This is a genomic window from Micromonospora sp. DT68 (assembly GCF_049847245.1).
Classification (GTDB): Bacteria; Actinomycetota; Actinomycetes; order Mycobacteriales; family Micromonosporaceae; genus Micromonospora; species Micromonospora profundi.
Map to the genome: position 1 here is coordinate 271956 of NZ_JBNCNZ010000002.1, position 14840 is coordinate 286795.

Sequence of the window (14840 nt, forward strand, 5' to 3'; positions counted from 1 at the left end):
TCTCATCGGGCGCGGCTGGCCCTTGTCCCGGGCCCGACCAGCCCTCGTCCCCGGCCGCCCAGCTCGGCCCTGTCCGCCTAGCTCTGCACCCGACCCTGTCCCGGGCCGCCTAGCTCCGCACCGCCCCGGTTCCTGTCCGCCTAGCTCCGCTCCGATCCCGCCCCGTCGATCATGGAGTTGTGGTGGTAGACGAAAGCGACATCGCAGCACTCTCCGGGCACCACAACTCCATGATCGACGGTGTGGGCTCGTGGGGCGGCGGTTCTCGGCCTTCTTCCTGCGGATCTTGCACTTGCTGCCGTGGCATAGCGGTCGTTCCACGCGTAACGGCGACACGAACTGCATGATCGCTGGGGCTGGGGCTGGGGCTGGGGCTGGGGCTGGGGCTGGGGCTGGGGCTGGGGCTGGGGCTGGGGCTGGGGCTGGACCGGGGCGGCATGGGCTGGACTGGGGCGGCATGGCTGGATCGGGCTGGGATGGCATGGCTGGTTGGGTCGGGCTGGACCGGGGCTGGTCGATTCGGGTCGGGGTGGACCGGGTGGGTGAGGTGAGTGGGAACGGGTATGGCTTGCGGGCTGGCTGGCTCTTGTATTCGAGTGGCTCGGGTTGTCCTGGTCTGGACGCTCTACCCGCCGATCGCTCAGATTCCGTGATTGATAGGCCGACTTTCGAGCACCCAAGGTGAGCGAAACTGGGTTAGGCTGCGGGCCATGTGTGGAATCGTGGGATACGCGGGCGCGCGCCCCGCACTGGGCATCGTGCTCGATGGGCTGCGGCGGTTGGAATACCGCGGCTACGACTCGGCGGGCGTCGCGATCGTTTGTGACGGTCAACTGCTGGCCGAGAAGAAGGCCGGCAAGCTCGCCAACCTGGAGAAGGTGCTCTCCGAGCGGGCCGCCGACGACCCGACCTCCTGCGCGGCCAGCCCGTTGGGCATTGGTGACGGCACCACAGGCATCGGGCACACCCGCTGGGCCACCCACGGCGGTCCCACGGACCGCAACGCCCACCCGCACACCGCCCCCGACGGCCGGGTCGCGGTCATCCACAACGGCATCATCGAGAACTTCGCCAAGCTCCGCGCGGAGTTGGAGGACGACGGCGTCCAGTTCACCAGCGACACCGACACCGAGTGCGCCGCGCATCTGCTCTCTGCGGCGCTGGCCGACCTGCGGGCCGCCGGTCAGCCGGACAGCCCGCAACTGCTCGCCGCCGGCATGCGGGTGGTCTGCCAGCGGCTGGAGGGCGCGTTCACACTGCTGGCGGTCGACGCCGCGGTGCCCGGCGCGGTCGTCGGCGCCCGGCGCAACTCGCCGCTGGTGGTCGGCCGGGGCGACGGAGAAAACTACCTGGCCAGCGACGTGGCCGCGTTCATCGAGCACACGCGGGACGCCGTGGAGCTGGGCCAGGACCAGATCGTCCTGATCACCGGCGACAGCATCGAGATCACCGACTTCGACGGCCAGCCCGCAAGCGGTAAGGACTTCCACATCGACTGGGACTCGTCGGCGGCCGAGAAGGGCGGCTACGACTGGTTCATGCTCAAGGAGATCGAGGAGCAGCCGCAGGCCATCGCCGACACCCTGCTCGGCCGGCTCACCGAGACCGGTGAGATCGCCCTGGACGAGGTCCGCCTCAGCGACCAGGATCTGCGGGACGTCGACAAGATCTTCATCGTGGCCTGCGGCACGGCGTACCACTCCGGCATGGTCGCCAAGTACGCCATCGAGCACTGGACAAGGATCCCGTGCGAGGTGGAGCTTGCCAGCGAGTTCCGCTACCGCGACCCGGTGCTCGACCGGTCCACGCTGATCGTGGTGATCTCGCAGTCCGGCGAGACGATGGACACCCTGATGGCGCTGCGGCACGCAAAGGAGCAGAAGGCCCGGGTGCTGGCCATCTGCAACACCAACGGCTCGACGATCCCGCGCGAGTCCGACGCCGTCCTCTACACCCACGGCGGGCCGGAGATCGCCGTCGCCTCCACAAAGGCGTTCCTCACCCAGCTCGTCGCCTGCTATCTGATCGGGCTGCACCTGGCCCAGGTACGCGGCATCAAGTTCGCCGACGAGGTAGGCGCGGTCGTCGCCCAGTTGCAGGAGATGCCGAGCAAGCTGCGTGAGCTGCTGGACCGGATCGAGCCCGTCCGCGAGCTGGCCCGAGAGCTGAAGGCCGAGCCCACCATCCTGTTCATCGGCCGGCACGTCGGCTACCCGGTCGCCCTGGAGGGCGCACTCAAGCTCAAGGAACTTGCGTACATGCACGCCGAGGGCTTCGCGGCCGGCGAGCTGAAGCACGGCCCGATCGCCCTTATCGACAAGGGCACCCCGGTGATCTGCGTGGTGCCGTCGCCGGTCGGCCGGGGAATGCTGCACGACAAGGTCGTCTCCAACATCCAGGAGGTACGGGCGCGCGGCGCACGCACCATCGTGATCGCCGAGGAGGGCGACGAGGCTGTCGTCCGGTACGCCGACCATCTGATCTACGTGCCGCGTACGCCGACCCTGCTGGCACCTCTGGTCACCACGGTCCCGTTGCAGGTGCTCGCCGCCGAGATCGCCGCCGCCCGGGGGCACGACGTGGACCAGCCCCGCAACCTGGCCAAGTCGGTCACCGTCGAGTAGCCCTCAGCGGCCCAGCACGACCCGGGCCATCCCGTCCAGTGCGGGGTTGCCCGGGTCCCAGTAACCGGAGTGCCCGCCTCGCCCGCTGCGGAAGACCCGACCGCCGAACCCTGGATCGGCAGGGTCGTGACCGAACCACAGCTCGTGGCCGGTGCGGTCGGGCCAGCCCAGCACGGCGGCGAGTGGTGCCGCGCCGAGCAGGGCCCGCCGGCCGAACTCGTCCACCGGCTGGGCCAGGCGGATCACGTCGTCGGGGGCCTGGCTGGCCCAGACCTGACCCGGCGGTACGCCCAACTCGCCGGCGTGTGCCGCACCGACCCCGGGTGAGCCGACGAACATCAGCGCGTCGGCGGCCAACCCGTGCTCCCGGGCGGCCACACCCACCACGAGCGACCCGTAGCTGTGCCCGAGCACGGTCTGCCGGGCTGGCGGTCCCTCGTGGCTGGCGCGCAGCCCCTCCTGGAAGCGGTGCAGCGCCGGGCCCGCATCTCGGGCCTGACCGGCCGACGCCGCCTCGTGGAGGAAATCCGGCGCGTCGTAGTCCAGCCAGAGCACCGCCGCGCTGCGCTCACCCGGGGCGAGCGCGGCGCACCGGTCGAGCACCCGCGCCGCCCGACCCAGCTCGCCGGGGGCGTCGTCCAGACCGGAGCCCGTCCCCGGCACGTACGTAAACACCCGGTCGGCTTGGTCCGGGTCGCCGAGCGCCACCACCACCCGGCCCTCGCCTGCGGGATCCAGCCCCAGCAGGTACGCCCGCGGCTCCCCGGACGCCGTCAGGCGCTCGACAAGCGCGTCCAGGCCGGCCAGGCGGGCCGCCACCGCCCGCAGCCGCACCGACGCGACAGGCCCCGGGGGCACCCGCGCCAACAGCCGCCGACGCTCGGCGAGCAACTCCGCACGTCGGGACCCGAGCAGCAGCCGGTTGGCCTGGTCCCGGGCGGCCACCGGCACCCCGTCCAGGCGGCCGACCAGGGCCGGCTCGCGCACCACCAGCCACCGTCGCTGGGCCGGGGTCAACCCGGACCACCAGGCGCGCACCAGGGCCGGCGAGGCCCCGGGAGCGGGCCGGCCGGGCGGCGGTGGGGACACCCAACCGGAACCGGCGGCCCGGGCCAGCTCGTCCAGTCGGTCGGCGGCCAGCCGGTCCGCCGCGCCGGCCCGGTCGAGGGCGTCCCGCAGCGCTGCCGTGGCCCCGGCCGCCGCGACGCCGGCCCGCTCGGTCGGCGCCACCCGGGACGGATCGGCCCGCACCGCGCCCGTCCGATCCACCACCAGACCCGCTGCGTCGGCCAGTCTGACCGCCTCGGCCAGCCGGGCCTTCGCCACCGTCAGCCGCCCGGCCAGCTCGGCCAGCACCTGATCGGCCTCGATCAGCGCGGGGGCGACCGATGCCAACTCCTCGCGGAGACCGCCGAGGCGGGCACCGGCAGCGGTGGCCGCCGCACCCGACCACCCGCTGCGCAACCGCCCGGCGGTCGCTCCCAGGCCGTCGACGCGCTGCTGCACCGGCACTGTCAACCCGGCCCAGGCCGCCCCGGCGGCCCGCCACCTGCCCGGGTCGGCGGCCCAGAGCTGCCGGTAGCCGACGCCGGTCACCGGGGCAGGCCGGTGAACCGGCCGGCGGCCCGGTCGTCCACAGTCTCGTACGCCTCAGCTGACGCCCGCACCCCACCCGAGGCCGCCGCCACCTGGGCGCCCAGCCGGCAGAACCAGGAGTGCCCGGCCGCCTCCAGCCCGGCCAACGCCGTGGCGGCCCGCCAACCGTCCGCCGGCACCAGCAGGCCGGGCACCCGGGCCAGACCCAACGCCAGCCGGTACGCCTCGTCGTCGAGCGCACCGGCCACGACGCGCAACTCCTGCGGCTGGACGGCGAACGGCTCCTCGGTCATGACCCCACCCCCGTGGACGATCGGCATCGACGCGCTGACGCTAGGCCCGGTCGGAGGGAGGCGGGGTGCCCTGTGGACAGCGGGCTGTCGGCGTACCCCCTGGGTGTCCACAGGCGTTGCCCACCGCGTGCCCGACGGCTAATCTGCGGCCCCCGCCGCCGGTAGGGTGAAGTGGTGATCGTCGGCATCGGCCCTGTGGGCCGCGCCGGCCCATTCGTGAACGGATGGAGCACGGTGACATGAGACCGGTGTGGCGGGTGGCCGACGTGCGGGCGGCCGAGGCGGGGCTGATGGGCACGCTGCCGAGCGGCACGCTTATGCAGCGCGCCGCCGCCGGGCTTGCCCGCCGGGCCGCGCTGCTGCTCGCCGAGCGGGGCGGGGTGTACGGCGGTTGGGTGCTGCTGCTTGTCGGCTCCGGCGACAACGGTGGTGACGCGCTCTACGCCGGGGAGCGGCTGGCCCGCCGGGGCGTCGAGGTGTCCGCCCTGCTGATCGCCCCCGGACGGGCGCACGCCGCGGGCCTGGCCGCGCTGCGGGCCGCCGGCGGTCGGCTGGTCCAGGGCCCGAGCGGCCCTGTCGACCTTGTCCTCGACGGCATCGTCGGCATCGGTGGTACGGGCGGGTTGCGGGCGAACGCCGCCGGGATGGTCAAGCGCCTCGACGAGCTGCGCGGCCGTGACGGAGGGCGGGCCACAGTGCTGGCCGTGGACGTGCCGAGCGGGGTGGCCGTGGACACCGGGCACGTCCCGCCGGCCGTGTCCGATCGGCCTACAGCGGTACGCGCCGACGTGACTGTGACGTTCGGTGCGCTGAAGCCCGCCCTGGTGGTCGGGCCGGCAGCCGCGCTGGCCGGGCAGGTGGAACTTGTCGACATCGGGCTGCGGCCATGGCTGCGGGGCACCCCCGCGCTGCAGGTCACCGAGTGGTCCGACGTCGTGCGGTGGTGGCCGGAGCTGGGCGCGGCGTCGGAGAAGTACACCCGGGGTGTGGTCGGGGTGGCGACCGGCTCGGCGACGTACCCGGGTGCGGCGGTGCTCTCCGTCGGCGGCGCCCTCGCGGGACCGACCGGCCTGGTCCGCTACGCCGGGGGCGCCCGGGGCGAGGTGCTGCACCAGCACCCCTCGGTGATCGCCACCGGCCGGGTCGCCGACGCCGGCCGGGTGCAGGCCTGGGTGTGCGGCTCCGGACTGGGCACCGGCGAGGACGCGGCAGCCGAGCTGCGGGCAGTCCTGGCCGCCCCGGTGCCTGTGGTGCTCGACGCCGACGCGCTTACCCTGCTTGTGGACGGCTCCCTCGCCGACCGGCTGCGCGGCCGGGACGCGCCGATCGTGGTCACCCCGCACGACCGGGAGTTCACCCGGCTCTGTGGGGAGGAGCCCGGCGCCGACCGGGTCGGTGCCGCACTGCGGCTGGCCGCCTGGATGAACGCGGTGGTCCTGCTCAAGGGGGACCGTACGGTGATCGGCACGCCGGACGGCCGGGCGTACGTCAACCCGACCGGCAGCCCGGCGTTGGCCACCGGTGGCACTGGTGATGTGCTGGCCGGACTGCTCGGCTCGTTCCTGGCGGCCGGAGTGCCGGCGGACCGGTCCGCTGCCGCAGCCGCGTACCTGCACGGGCTGGCCGGTCGGGAGGCGGCCCGGAGTGGCCCGGTGACCGCGCCCGACGTGGTGACCGGGCTGCGCCCGGTCATCGCCCAGTTGGGCAGGTAGTGACCGTTTCGGGTTGACTGTCGGGTTGACGGTCGGGCCGTGCGTCGCCGCCCGCGGTGATCAGCGCGGAAAGTAGGCTGGGTGCATGTGGCAGGCCGAGGTACGTGTCGACCTTGACGCGATCCGTGAGAACGTGAGCCGGCTCCGCTCCGGCACGACCGCCGAGGTGATGGCGGTCGTCAAGGGCGACGGGTACGGCCACGGCATGCTCCCGGCCGCCCGCGCCGCCCTGGACGCTGGCGCCGACTGGCTCGGCGTGTGCACCCTCGACGAGGCGCTCACGCTGCGCCGGGCCGGGATCACCGCACCGGTGCTGGCCTGGTTGCTCGCACCCGGGTTGCCCCTGCACGAGGGGGTAAGCGCAGGGGTGGACCTGAGCGCGGCCAGCCTGCCGCAACTGGACGAGATGATCGAGGCGAGCCGCCGCGCCGAGCGTCCGGCCAGGCTGCACCTGAAGATCGACACTGGGCTCTCCCGAGGTGGCGCCACAGTCGCCGACTGGCCGGAGATGCTGGACGCCGCCGCGAAGGCGCAGACCGACGGCCTGGTCGAGGTGGTCGGTGTGTGGAGCCACTTCGTGTACGCGGACATGCCCGGCCACCCCACCACCGACCGCCAGTTGGCCGTCTTCCACGAGGGCCTGGCCATGGTCGAGCAGGCCGGCCTGCGACCGCGCTGGCGGCACCTGGCCAACTCGGCGGCCACTCTGACCCGTCCCGACACCCACTTCGACCTGGTCCGCCCCGGGCTGGCCGTCTACGGTCTGTCTCCGGTGGCCGGCGAGACGTACGGGCTGCGGCCGGCGATGACCGCCCGCGCCCGGGTGATGCTCACCAAGCGGGTGCCCGCCGGCACCGGCGTCTCCTACGGGCACACGTACACCACGGAGGCGGACGCGAATCTGGCCCTGGTGCCTCTCGGGTACGCCGACGGGGTGCCCCGGCACGCGTCCAACACCGGGCCGGTGCAGCTTGCCGGGGCACGCCGGACCATCGCCGGGCGGGTCTGCATGGACCAGTTCGTGATCGACTGTGGTGACGACCCGGTGGTCGACGGCGACGTCGCGACGTTGTTCGGCGACGGCAGGGACGGCGCACCGACCGCCGACGACTGGGCCGAGGCGGCCGGCACGATCAACTACGAGATCGTCACGCGGTTCGGCAGCACGCGGGTGCCGCGTGTCTACGACGGCGAGCGGGCGCCGTGAGCGCGAGGAGTGAGCCGGGTTTGCGGGCCCGGCGGTCGCGGGCAACGGTGACGCCGTGAGCTATCGCATTCCTCGTCCGCGGACGGCGGCCGGTCGGGTCGCCGGCCTGCTGGGCGCGGTGGGTGTCGCCGCGGCCGGTCTGGCCGTCGGCGTCGCTACCGAACGCACCCTGGTGCGCCGGCTCAAAGCCGACCCCACTGACCGGTACGCGCACGAGACGTTCGACGAGTTGCCGTGCGACGAGGCGTTCCGACTGGAGCTACCGGACGGCACCGACATCCACGTCGAGGTGGTCGAGCCGACCCGCCCGGCGCCCGGGCATCCCACTGTGGTGCTTGTGCACGGCTTCTGCCTGGACATGGGCACATTCCACTTCCAACGCCAGATGCTCGCCGCCCGTGGCGACTACCGGATCGTCGCGTACGACCAGCCGGGTCACGGCCGGTCCGGCCGGTTGGAGACCGGGGAGTACGACCTGGCGGTGCTGGGCCGGACGCTGCGCCAGGTGATCGACCGGACCGCCCCGGACGGGCCGCTGGTGCTTGTCGGCCACTCGATGGGCGGCATGACCATCATGGCGTTCGCCGAGTTGTTCCCCGAGATGTTCGGTGACCGGGTGGTGGGCACCGTGCTGATGGCCACCTCGGGCGGTCTGATCGCGGAGACCAAGCTGGTCGCGCCGGCGCTGCTCGGCAGGGTCGGCGGCCCGGTGCTGTACATGGCAAGCAACGCCACCCGGTACGGCGGCCAGGTGATCGACAAGGCCCGCAAGTCCACGTCGAACGTGGCCTGGCTGCTCACCCGCAAGTACGGCTTCGGCACGCGTAAGCCCAGCCCTGCGCTGGTGTCCTACGTGGAGATGATGAACTCCCGGACGTCGGCCGACACGGTGACCCGCTACCTGCGCACCATCGCCACGCACTCGCGGTTCCCGGCGCTTGCCGCATTGGCGAACGTCCCGGTGCTTGTGGTCGTCGGCGACAAGGACATGATCACTCCGGTGACCCACTCGGAGGAGATCGTCCGGCGTTTGCCGCATGCCGAGTTCGTCAAGATCAAAGACAGCGGGCACGTGGTGATGCTGGAGCACGCCGACGAGGTAAACGCCGCTCTGGAGCGGTTTCTCGAGTCACTGGAGAGCGTGGAGGACCGGTGAGTCACGTCGTCAAACTGCCTACCGTCGAGGACACCCGCGAGTTCGGCCGCAGGCTGGCCGGCCTGCTGCGCGCCGGTGACCTGGTGCTGTTGACCGGGCCGCTGGGCGCCGGAAAGACGGCACTCACCCAGGGCATCGGCGCCGGGCTCGGCGTGCTGGGCGACATCACCTCGCCGACGTTCGTTATCGCCCGGGTGCACCGGCCCGACCAGGCACGGGGTGGCCAGGTGTCGTTGGTGCACGCCGACGCGTACCGCCTGGGCGACGCCAGCGACCCCCGCGCCGAGATCGACGACCTGGACCTGGACGCCTCGGTGGACGAGTCGGTCACCGTTGTGGAGTGGGGCGAGGGCCTTGTGGAACAGTTGGTCGACGCGCACCTGCGGGTCCGCATCGACCGCCGCGACGACGACACCCGGATCATCGAGCTGGACCCGGTGGGCGGCGACTGGGCACGGAGGATCGCCGACCTGGGTTAGGCCGACGGGCCGCTGTCGTACGCGGTGCCTAGAGTGCGGAGGACCGACCCGCGCTGGAAGAGGTTCCTGATGCCCGACGACGCTCCCGCCCTGGATCTGTTGGCCCTGTTGCCGGAGCCGTGGCTTTCCGTGCTCACCCCCCACCTGGATCCGGCCCGCACCACCGCGCTGGCCGAGTTCGTCACCCGGGAGTACGCGACGCACACGGTCTTCCCACCTCTGGAGGACCTGTTCTCGGCATACCGGCTCTGCCCGCCGCAGAGCACCCGCGTGCTGATCCTCGGGCAGGACCCTTACCACCGGGCCGGGCAGGCGCACGGGCTGAGCTTCAGCGTCCGGGACGGGGTTGCGGTGCCGCCGTCACTGCGCAACGTCTTCAAGGAGTTGGCCGAGGACGTCGGCGTGCCCAAGCCGAGTGGCGGCAACCTCGCCGGCTGGGCCTCGCAGGGCGTGCTGCTGCTCAACGCGGTGCTTACCGTGCGCCAGGCCACGCCGGGCTCGCACGCCAACGCCGGCTGGGAAGAGTTCACCGACGCCACCATCCGCGCACTTGACGCCTCGACGGACCGGGTGGTCTTCCTGCTCTGGGGCGGCTACGCCCGCAAAAAGGCGGCACTGGTCACCAACCCGCAGCACGTCGTGCTGGAGGCCGGTCACCCCAGCCCGATGAACCCCCGTGGCTTCCTGGGCAGCCGCCCGTTCAGCGCTGCCAACAAGGCCCTCGCCGACGCTGGCCTACCCACCATCGACTGGGAGCGCACCGCCGGTTGACCGGGCCTGCCGTCTGCTGACCGGGCCTGCCGTCTGCTGACCGCGCCTGGCGTCTGCTTACCGCGCCGCAGCTGCTGGCCGGTGGGGTCAACCCCCGCTGGCCAGCTGTCGGGCCCGATAGCGGCGCAGCAGCTCGGCGGCCCTCGGTTCGGTCAACTCCAGCTCGACCAGCGGCACCACCTGGTAACCCCGCCCGTCGTGGCGTACCTCGATCGTTGCCGGCAGCTCGTCGCACATCGTGGCCCGGATCTCGCCGTAGCGGGTCGACCAACGGTGCTCGCCCGGTTCTTCAGGATCCAGCCACACCCCGCCGAACTCACCCCAGCGGGCGTTCCACCGCTGGCCGTAGTTCGCCTCCAACCAGCCTGTGAACTGTTTCGAGTCCTGCCAGCGCAGGGCGATCTCCAGCGCGTCGACCGGCACCGGCGCGCCCTGCAACAGTGCTGCAGTGCTTCCGGTGATCACCTGCGGGAGATCGGGGAGCCGGTCGAGCAACCGACCCAGACCCAGTTCATCGATCCGCTCGGCGATCGGTCGGGCGGCCAGGTCGTCGATCCGGGCGTCGAGGTGCGCGTCGAGGGGTTCGACCCCGACGGTCAGCTGGAGGCCCATGGCCGCGAGCAGCCGCTCCAGCACGGGGATGCTCGGCGTGCGCTCGCCGCGTTCGATATGCGCCACCGCCCCCTGGGTGACCCCGGCCAGCGCTGCCAACTGTCGCTGGCTCAACTCGCGCAGGTTTCGTTGTTGCCGCACTGCGGCGCCGAGGAGGGAGACAAGGCGAGTGGGTGACATCCCGGCATGGTGGAACAAGCCGGGCGGCTTGTTCCACCGGTGCGGCGTATTCACGACTCGGCGTTGCGCCGGCCGAGGTCAGCGCCGGATCGATGACCTGCTGGTGGGCGGTGCCCTGTCCAATGAACGTGATGTCTGTGAGTCATTTTGATGACTCACAGACATCACGCTCATCGAGGGACGCCGCCCGTCGCCGTCAGGTGGGCGGGCCGCAGGTGGTGGCCGCGGCGAGTGGGGCCGATGCGGCTGCAAGGTGACGCCAGCCCGGTAGAACCGGAGCGACGGCAATGCGGCGGGGTGCCGAGGTTGCGGGCGTGGCGGGCGTGGTGGGCGTGGCGGGGCGGCGGGCCTGGCGAGGTTGCGGGCGTGGCGAGGTGGGGCGTCGTGAGGTGAGGGCGCGACGAGGTTGCGGGCGTGGCTGGGCGGGGGCGTCGCGGGATGGCGGGGGGTGGCGGGCGTGGGCAGGAGCTGACCGGGGCGGCGGTCGTGGTGGCGGTGGGGCGGCTAGGCTGGCTAACCGTGCTCGTACTCGTGGTGGACAGCTCAACCCCCGCGGTGACCGCAGCGCTGGTGGAGGTCTCGGCTGCCGGCGTGACGTCCCGTGCGCACCGGTGCACGGTCGACGCCCGCGCGCACGGTGAACTGCTCGCGCCCCAGATCGACGCGGTCCTCGCCGACGTCGACGCGCGTCCGGGTGACCTGACCGCCATCGTCGCCGGGCTCGGTCCGGGGCCGTTCACGGGGCTGCGGGTCGGGCTGGTCACCGCCGCGACGATGGGTCAGGTGCTCGGCATCCCCACGTACGGCGTCTGCTCCCTCGACGGGATCGGCCACCCGGCAGCCGTCGGCGAGCCGGTGCTGGCGGCCAGCGACGCCCGCCGGCGGGAACTGTACTGGGCCGTCTACGACGGCGCGGGCCAGCGAATCGTCGGTCCGGAGGTGTCCACGCCGGCAGTGGCCGCCGCCCGCGCCCGGGAACTGGGAGCGACTGTCGCGGTGGGCGACGGAGCACACCGGTACGCCGAGGTCCTGGAGATGCCGGTACGGGTCGAGCCCCGTTACCCGGATGCCACAGTGCTGGCGCTGCTTGCCGGCGAGCGGATCCGGGCCGGCGCGCCCGGTGAACGGCTCACCCCGCTCTACCTGCGCCGCCCGGACGCGGTGGCGGCGACCGGCCGCAAACCGGTCCTCCCGTGAGCACGACCGTCCGGCTGGACCCGTTCCGTTGGTGGCACATCGACGAGGTGCTGCCGATCGAGGCGGACCTCTTCGGCGCTGAGCAGTGGTCGCCGGCGATGTTCTGGAACGAACTGGCCAACGGGCATTACTACCGTGTCGCGGTCGACGCCGACGGCACCGTTCTCGGCTACGCAGGGCTCGCCGGAGCCCCGCCGGACGAGGTGTGGGTGCAGAACATCGCAGTCCGCCGGGACGCCCAGCGACGCGGCGTGGGACGTGCCCTGCTGGAGGACCTGCTCGCCGAGGCGGCCCGGCGCGGCGCACGCAACACCCTGCTGGAGGTCGCCGCGGACAACGTCGCCGCGCAGCGGCTCTACGCGATGTACGGCTTCGAGCCGATCGGGGTGCGGCGCGGCTACTACCAACCGAGCAACACCGACGCGCTGGTCATGCAACGCGTCGCCGAGCCGACCGGGAACGGACCACACGACAATGGCTGACGAACCGCTGATCCTGGGCATCGAGACCTCCTGCGACGAGACCGGCATCGGCATCGTGCGGGGGCACACCCTGCTTGCCGACGCGCTCGCGTCAAGCGTCGAGGAGCACGCCCGCTTCGGTGGCGTGGTGCCCGAGGTGGCCAGCCGGGCCCACCTGGAGGCCATCGTGCCGACAATGCAGCGGGCGCTTACCGAAGCCGGTGTCACCCTGGCCGACATCGACGCCATCGCGGTCACCTCCGGGCCTGGTCTCGCCGGTGCCCTGCTCGTCGGCGTCGCCGCTGCCAAGGGGTACGCGCTGGCCGCCGAGAAGCCGGTGTACGGCGTGAACCACCTCGCCGCGCACGTCGCGGTCGACACGTTGGAACACGGGCCGCTGCCGGAACCCGCCATCGCGTTGCTCGTCTCCGGCGGGCACTCGTCCCTGCTGCTCGTCGACGACCTGGCCCGTGGCGTCACCCCGCTCGGCGCCACAATCGACGACGCGGCCGGCGAGGCGTTCGACAAGGTCGCCCGGCTGCTCGGGTTGCCGTTCCCGGGCGGTCCGCCCATCGACCGGGAGGCGCGGGCCGGTGACGCCGCCTCGATCGCCTTCCCGCGGGGCCTGACCGCCGCCAAGGACCTCGCCGCCCACCGGTACGACTTCTCGTTCTCCGGGCTGAAGACCGCAGTGGCCCGTTGGGTCGAGGCTCGGCAGCGCGCCGGTGAGCCGGTGCCGGTGGCCGACGTGGCCGCGTCCTTCCAGGAGGCGGTGTGCGACGTGCTGACCAGCAAGGCGCTCGCCGCCTGCCGCGCGAACGGCATCGACACGCTGGTGATCGGCGGGGGAGTGGCGGCGAACTCCCGGCTGCGGGCGATGGCCGAGCAGCGGGCCGAGAAGTACGGCATCCGGGTCCGGGTGCCCCGGCCGAAACTGTGCACCGACAACGGGGCGATGGTGGCGGCGCTCGGTTCGCACCTGGTCGCCGCCGGGGTCGCGCCGAGCCGGCTGGACCTGCCTGCCGACTCGGCGCTGCCGCTGACAACGGTAAGCGTGTGACGGGGGCACCGGAGATGATCGTGCGGATGTGGGAGGCGCGGGCCGAGGCGTACGGTGTCGCGGACCTGATCACGTGGGTGTGCGACACGGCCTTGCCCGAGTTGGAGCACGACCCGCTGCACGTGTCCAGCGAGGTTTTCTCCTCCACCGACCACCGGGTGGTGGTGATCTCCAAGTGGCGCAGCAACCCGCGCCCACTGCCCGACCCGCCTGCCCTGCTGGTGGCCCGCGCCCCGCACTCCTGGGACTTCACCCAGGTCGACCGCTGAACGGGGCCACCAACGACGGACTGTGGACTGTCAGTTGCGGCGCAACATGCGGTAGGTGGCGATTCCGCCGGTGCCCAGCGCGGCGAGGAAGACCAGCCAGACGACAGTGCTGCTGACCCCGACCTGTGGGCCGGTGTTGGCTGCGGCGGCGGCCAGCAGCCCGTCTGAGCCCGGAGCAGGCAGGGCGGCCGGCGGCAGTTCCGGCCAGCGGACCAGGCCGGTGCTCTCCAGCATCTGCATGTGGTGCATGACAAAGCCGTTGGCGTCGTCGCAGAGCTTGCGGACCGTCGCGTCACGGGTGCTGGCCCGCACCGCGCCGATCACCGGGAAGATCTTGCCGTGGGCCACCCGGAGCCGGGTGACGAAGATCTGGTCGAACCGGGCGCCGGATGCCTTCTGCATCTCGGCCAGCCAGCCCTTCTGCTCGGCGGTCGGCTCGCTGGGGATGGTCGCGCCGAGTTTGTTCGCGGCATCCACGACGAGCTGGTCGAGCTGCTGGTGCTCGTTTGCGATGCCCGCACCGATCTCCCGGACCTTTGCCGACTGCCCCTTCTCGGCGGCCATCTGGCCGGCGGGCATCTCCCACAGCCCGGCCAGCCGCACCCCGTTGAGCAGCGTCATGTCTGCGGCGTTGAGCTGCTGCCCACCAGCGGGAGCGGCGACGGCCACCCCGGGCAGCACACCGATCCCCGCGACGATCGCGATGAGTAGCATCGCCGCCCGGTGGGTCCGGTTGCCCGGCTGGCGACGGGCGGATCTGATCGGTGCCATGTCTGGGGTGCCTCCTCGGTCCGGACCGAAACGCGTCTGGACCGGGCAGCCGTTGCCTGCCGGCTGCCCGTCCGTCCACTGGTACGGACTTTCCGCCCGATCAGTTCATCGGCGCGGGCGCGGATCAGCGGGTGATGGCGAGGAAACCACCGAGCAGCAGCAGGGTGACAGCGGCGACAGCGAAGAGCACCAGCAGCTCCCGGCGGCCGTGCCCCAGATGTTCGGTGCCGGCCGGGGTGCTGGCGCCGGCGCCAGGCAGAGCTGGCAGGTCACGGGTCAGCACGGCGAGGTCACCGAGGGTACGCGCCGTCCACACCGCACCGACCCGCTCGGAGAACTCGTCGAGCGTCAACCGGCCCGCTGTGGTGTGCCGGTGCAGCTCGGCGACCACCCGGTGGCGGTCGTCGTCGGAGGCGCGCAGCTCGACATCCACGCCGGACAGGGTACGCGCG

The 14840-nt window shown here is 72.5% G+C and carries 15 protein-coding genes; 10 read left to right on the top strand and 5 right to left on the bottom strand.

What is annotated here, in order from left to right; translation table 11 throughout:
* Nucleotides 1-710 precede the first annotated feature (710 nt).
* Nucleotides 711-2624 carry a glutamine--fructose-6-phosphate transaminase (isomerizing) gene (gene glmS, locus ACPXB1_RS04500; protein WP_355590569.1) on the top strand — a complete coding sequence of 638 codons (1914 nt, stop codon included), beginning with the start codon at nucleotides 711-713 and terminating at the stop codon, nucleotides 2622-2624.
* A 3-nt stretch (nucleotides 2625-2627) separates the two neighbouring features.
* Here the strand turns inward: glmS and ACPXB1_RS04505 are convergent, their stop codons facing one another.
* Both ACPXB1_RS04505 and ACPXB1_RS04510 read right to left on the bottom strand, forming a co-directional pair.
* Nucleotides 2628-4220, bottom strand: coding sequence for an alpha/beta hydrolase (locus tag ACPXB1_RS04505; protein WP_355631496.1), 1593 nt, complete (start codon nucleotides 4218-4220; stop codon nucleotides 2628-2630).
* A complete protein-coding gene (locus ACPXB1_RS04510) occupies nucleotides 4217-4513 on the bottom strand; it encodes a hypothetical protein (protein ID WP_355590575.1) in 297 nt (98 codons plus the stop codon). Before ACPXB1_RS04510 ends, ACPXB1_RS04505 begins: the two co-directional genes overlap by 4 nt.
* A 239-nt stretch (nucleotides 4514-4752) precedes the next feature.
* On the opposite strand from ACPXB1_RS04510, the gene ACPXB1_RS04515 reads away from it, so the two are divergent.
* From ACPXB1_RS04515 to ung, 5 genes are all read left to right on the top strand, one after another.
* Nucleotides 4753-6225: an NAD(P)H-hydrate dehydratase gene (locus ACPXB1_RS04515; RefSeq protein WP_425734833.1), complete on the top strand. Its 1473-nt coding sequence runs from the start codon at nucleotides 4753-4755 to the stop codon at nucleotides 6223-6225.
* An 85-nt stretch (nucleotides 6226-6310) separates the two neighbouring features.
* Complete coding sequence (alr, locus tag ACPXB1_RS04520; RefSeq protein ID WP_425734834.1) at nucleotides 6311-7432, top strand: alanine racemase; 1122 nt, start codon at nucleotides 6311-6313, stop codon at nucleotides 7430-7432.
* A 55-nt stretch (nucleotides 7433-7487) separates the two neighbouring features.
* On the top strand, nucleotides 7488-8588 hold the full coding sequence (locus ACPXB1_RS04525; RefSeq protein WP_355590584.1) for an alpha/beta fold hydrolase: 1101 nt from the start codon (nucleotides 7488-7490) through the stop codon (nucleotides 8586-8588).
* Entirely contained in the window at nucleotides 8585-9067 is a 483-nt protein-coding gene (gene tsaE, locus ACPXB1_RS04530; protein WP_355590587.1) for a tRNA (adenosine(37)-N6)-threonylcarbamoyltransferase complex ATPase subunit type 1 TsaE, read from the top strand. The genes ACPXB1_RS04525 and tsaE overlap by 4 nt, the downstream gene beginning before the upstream one ends.
* A 69-nt stretch (nucleotides 9068-9136) precedes the next feature.
* Complete coding sequence (gene ung, locus ACPXB1_RS04535) at nucleotides 9137-9838, top strand: uracil-DNA glycosylase (protein WP_355590590.1); 702 nt, start codon at nucleotides 9137-9139, stop codon at nucleotides 9836-9838.
* 87 nt (nucleotides 9839-9925) lie between these two features.
* Here ung and ACPXB1_RS04540 read toward each other — a convergent pair whose 3' ends face one another.
* Complete coding sequence (locus tag ACPXB1_RS04540) at nucleotides 9926-10630, bottom strand: helix-turn-helix domain-containing protein (RefSeq protein WP_355590593.1); 705 nt, start codon at nucleotides 10628-10630, stop codon at nucleotides 9926-9928.
* A 519-nt stretch (nucleotides 10631-11149) separates the two neighbouring features.
* On the opposite strand from ACPXB1_RS04540, the gene tsaB reads away from it, so the two are divergent.
* The 4 genes from tsaB to ACPXB1_RS04560 are packed head-to-tail and all read left to right on the top strand — an operon-like array spanning nucleotide 11150 to nucleotide 13617.
* Nucleotides 11150-11827 (top strand): tRNA (adenosine(37)-N6)-threonylcarbamoyltransferase complex dimerization subunit type 1 TsaB, encoded by a 678-nt coding sequence (tsaB, locus tag ACPXB1_RS04545; protein WP_355590596.1) that lies wholly within the window; start codon nucleotides 11150-11152, stop codon nucleotides 11825-11827.
* Nucleotides 11824-12309 carry a ribosomal protein S18-alanine N-acetyltransferase gene (rimI, locus tag ACPXB1_RS04550; protein WP_355590599.1) on the top strand — a complete coding sequence of 162 codons (486 nt, stop codon included), beginning with the start codon at nucleotides 11824-11826 and terminating at the stop codon, nucleotides 12307-12309. The genes tsaB and rimI overlap by 4 nt, the downstream gene beginning before the upstream one ends.
* The gene (gene tsaD / locus ACPXB1_RS04555) at nucleotides 12302-13348 is read left to right on the top strand and encodes a tRNA (adenosine(37)-N6)-threonylcarbamoyltransferase complex transferase subunit TsaD (RefSeq protein WP_355631505.1); all 1047 of its coding nucleotides are present in this window, start codon (nucleotides 12302-12304) and stop codon (nucleotides 13346-13348) included. The genes rimI and tsaD overlap by 8 nt, the downstream gene beginning before the upstream one ends.
* Before the next feature lie 14 nt (nucleotides 13349-13362).
* Nucleotides 13363-13617: a hypothetical protein gene (locus ACPXB1_RS04560; protein ID WP_053660576.1), complete on the top strand. Its 255-nt coding sequence runs from the start codon at nucleotides 13363-13365 to the stop codon at nucleotides 13615-13617.
* Nucleotides 13618-13647: 30 nt separating this feature from the next.
* Here ACPXB1_RS04560 and ACPXB1_RS04565 read toward each other — a convergent pair whose 3' ends face one another.
* Together ACPXB1_RS04565 and ACPXB1_RS04570 are read right to left on the bottom strand one after the other, a co-directional pair.
* A complete protein-coding gene (locus ACPXB1_RS04565; RefSeq protein WP_355590605.1) occupies nucleotides 13648-14388 on the bottom strand; it encodes a DUF4142 domain-containing protein in 741 nt (246 codons plus the stop codon).
* 124 nt (nucleotides 14389-14512) lie between these two features.
* On the bottom strand, nucleotides 14513-14821 hold the full coding sequence (locus ACPXB1_RS04570) for a DUF1707 SHOCT-like domain-containing protein (protein WP_355590607.1): 309 nt from the start codon (nucleotides 14819-14821) through the stop codon (nucleotides 14513-14515).
* Nucleotides 14822-14840 lie beyond the last annotated feature (19 nt).

Excerpts from the sequence above, each read along its gene's own strand:
- glmS (WP_355590569.1), top strand. The coding sequence starts at position 711 with ATGTGTGGAATCGTGGGATACGCGGGCGCGCGCCCCGCACTGGGCATC.
- ACPXB1_RS04510 (WP_355590575.1), bottom strand. The coding sequence starts at position 4,513 with ATGACCGAGGAGCCGTTCGCCGTCCAGCCGCAGGAGTTGCGCGTCGTG.
- ACPXB1_RS04515 (WP_425734833.1), top strand. The coding sequence starts at position 4,753 with ATGAGACCGGTGTGGCGGGTGGCCGACGTGCGGGCGGCCGAGGCGGGG.
- alr (WP_425734834.1), top strand. The coding sequence starts at position 6,311 with ATGTGGCAGGCCGAGGTACGTGTCGACCTTGACGCGATCCGTGAGAAC.
- ung (WP_355590590.1), top strand. The coding sequence starts at position 9,137 with ATGCCCGACGACGCTCCCGCCCTGGATCTGTTGGCCCTGTTGCCGGAG.
- ACPXB1_RS04540 (WP_355590593.1), bottom strand. The coding sequence starts at position 10,630 with ATGTCACCCACTCGCCTTGTCTCCCTCCTCGGCGCCGCAGTGCGGCAA.
- tsaD (WP_355631505.1), top strand. The coding sequence starts at position 12,302 with ATGGCTGACGAACCGCTGATCCTGGGCATCGAGACCTCCTGCGACGAG.
- ACPXB1_RS04560 (WP_053660576.1), top strand. The coding sequence starts at position 13,363 with ATGATCGTGCGGATGTGGGAGGCGCGGGCCGAGGCGTACGGTGTCGCG.
- ACPXB1_RS04565 (WP_355590605.1), bottom strand. The coding sequence starts at position 14,388 with ATGGCACCGATCAGATCCGCCCGTCGCCAGCCGGGCAACCGGACCCAC.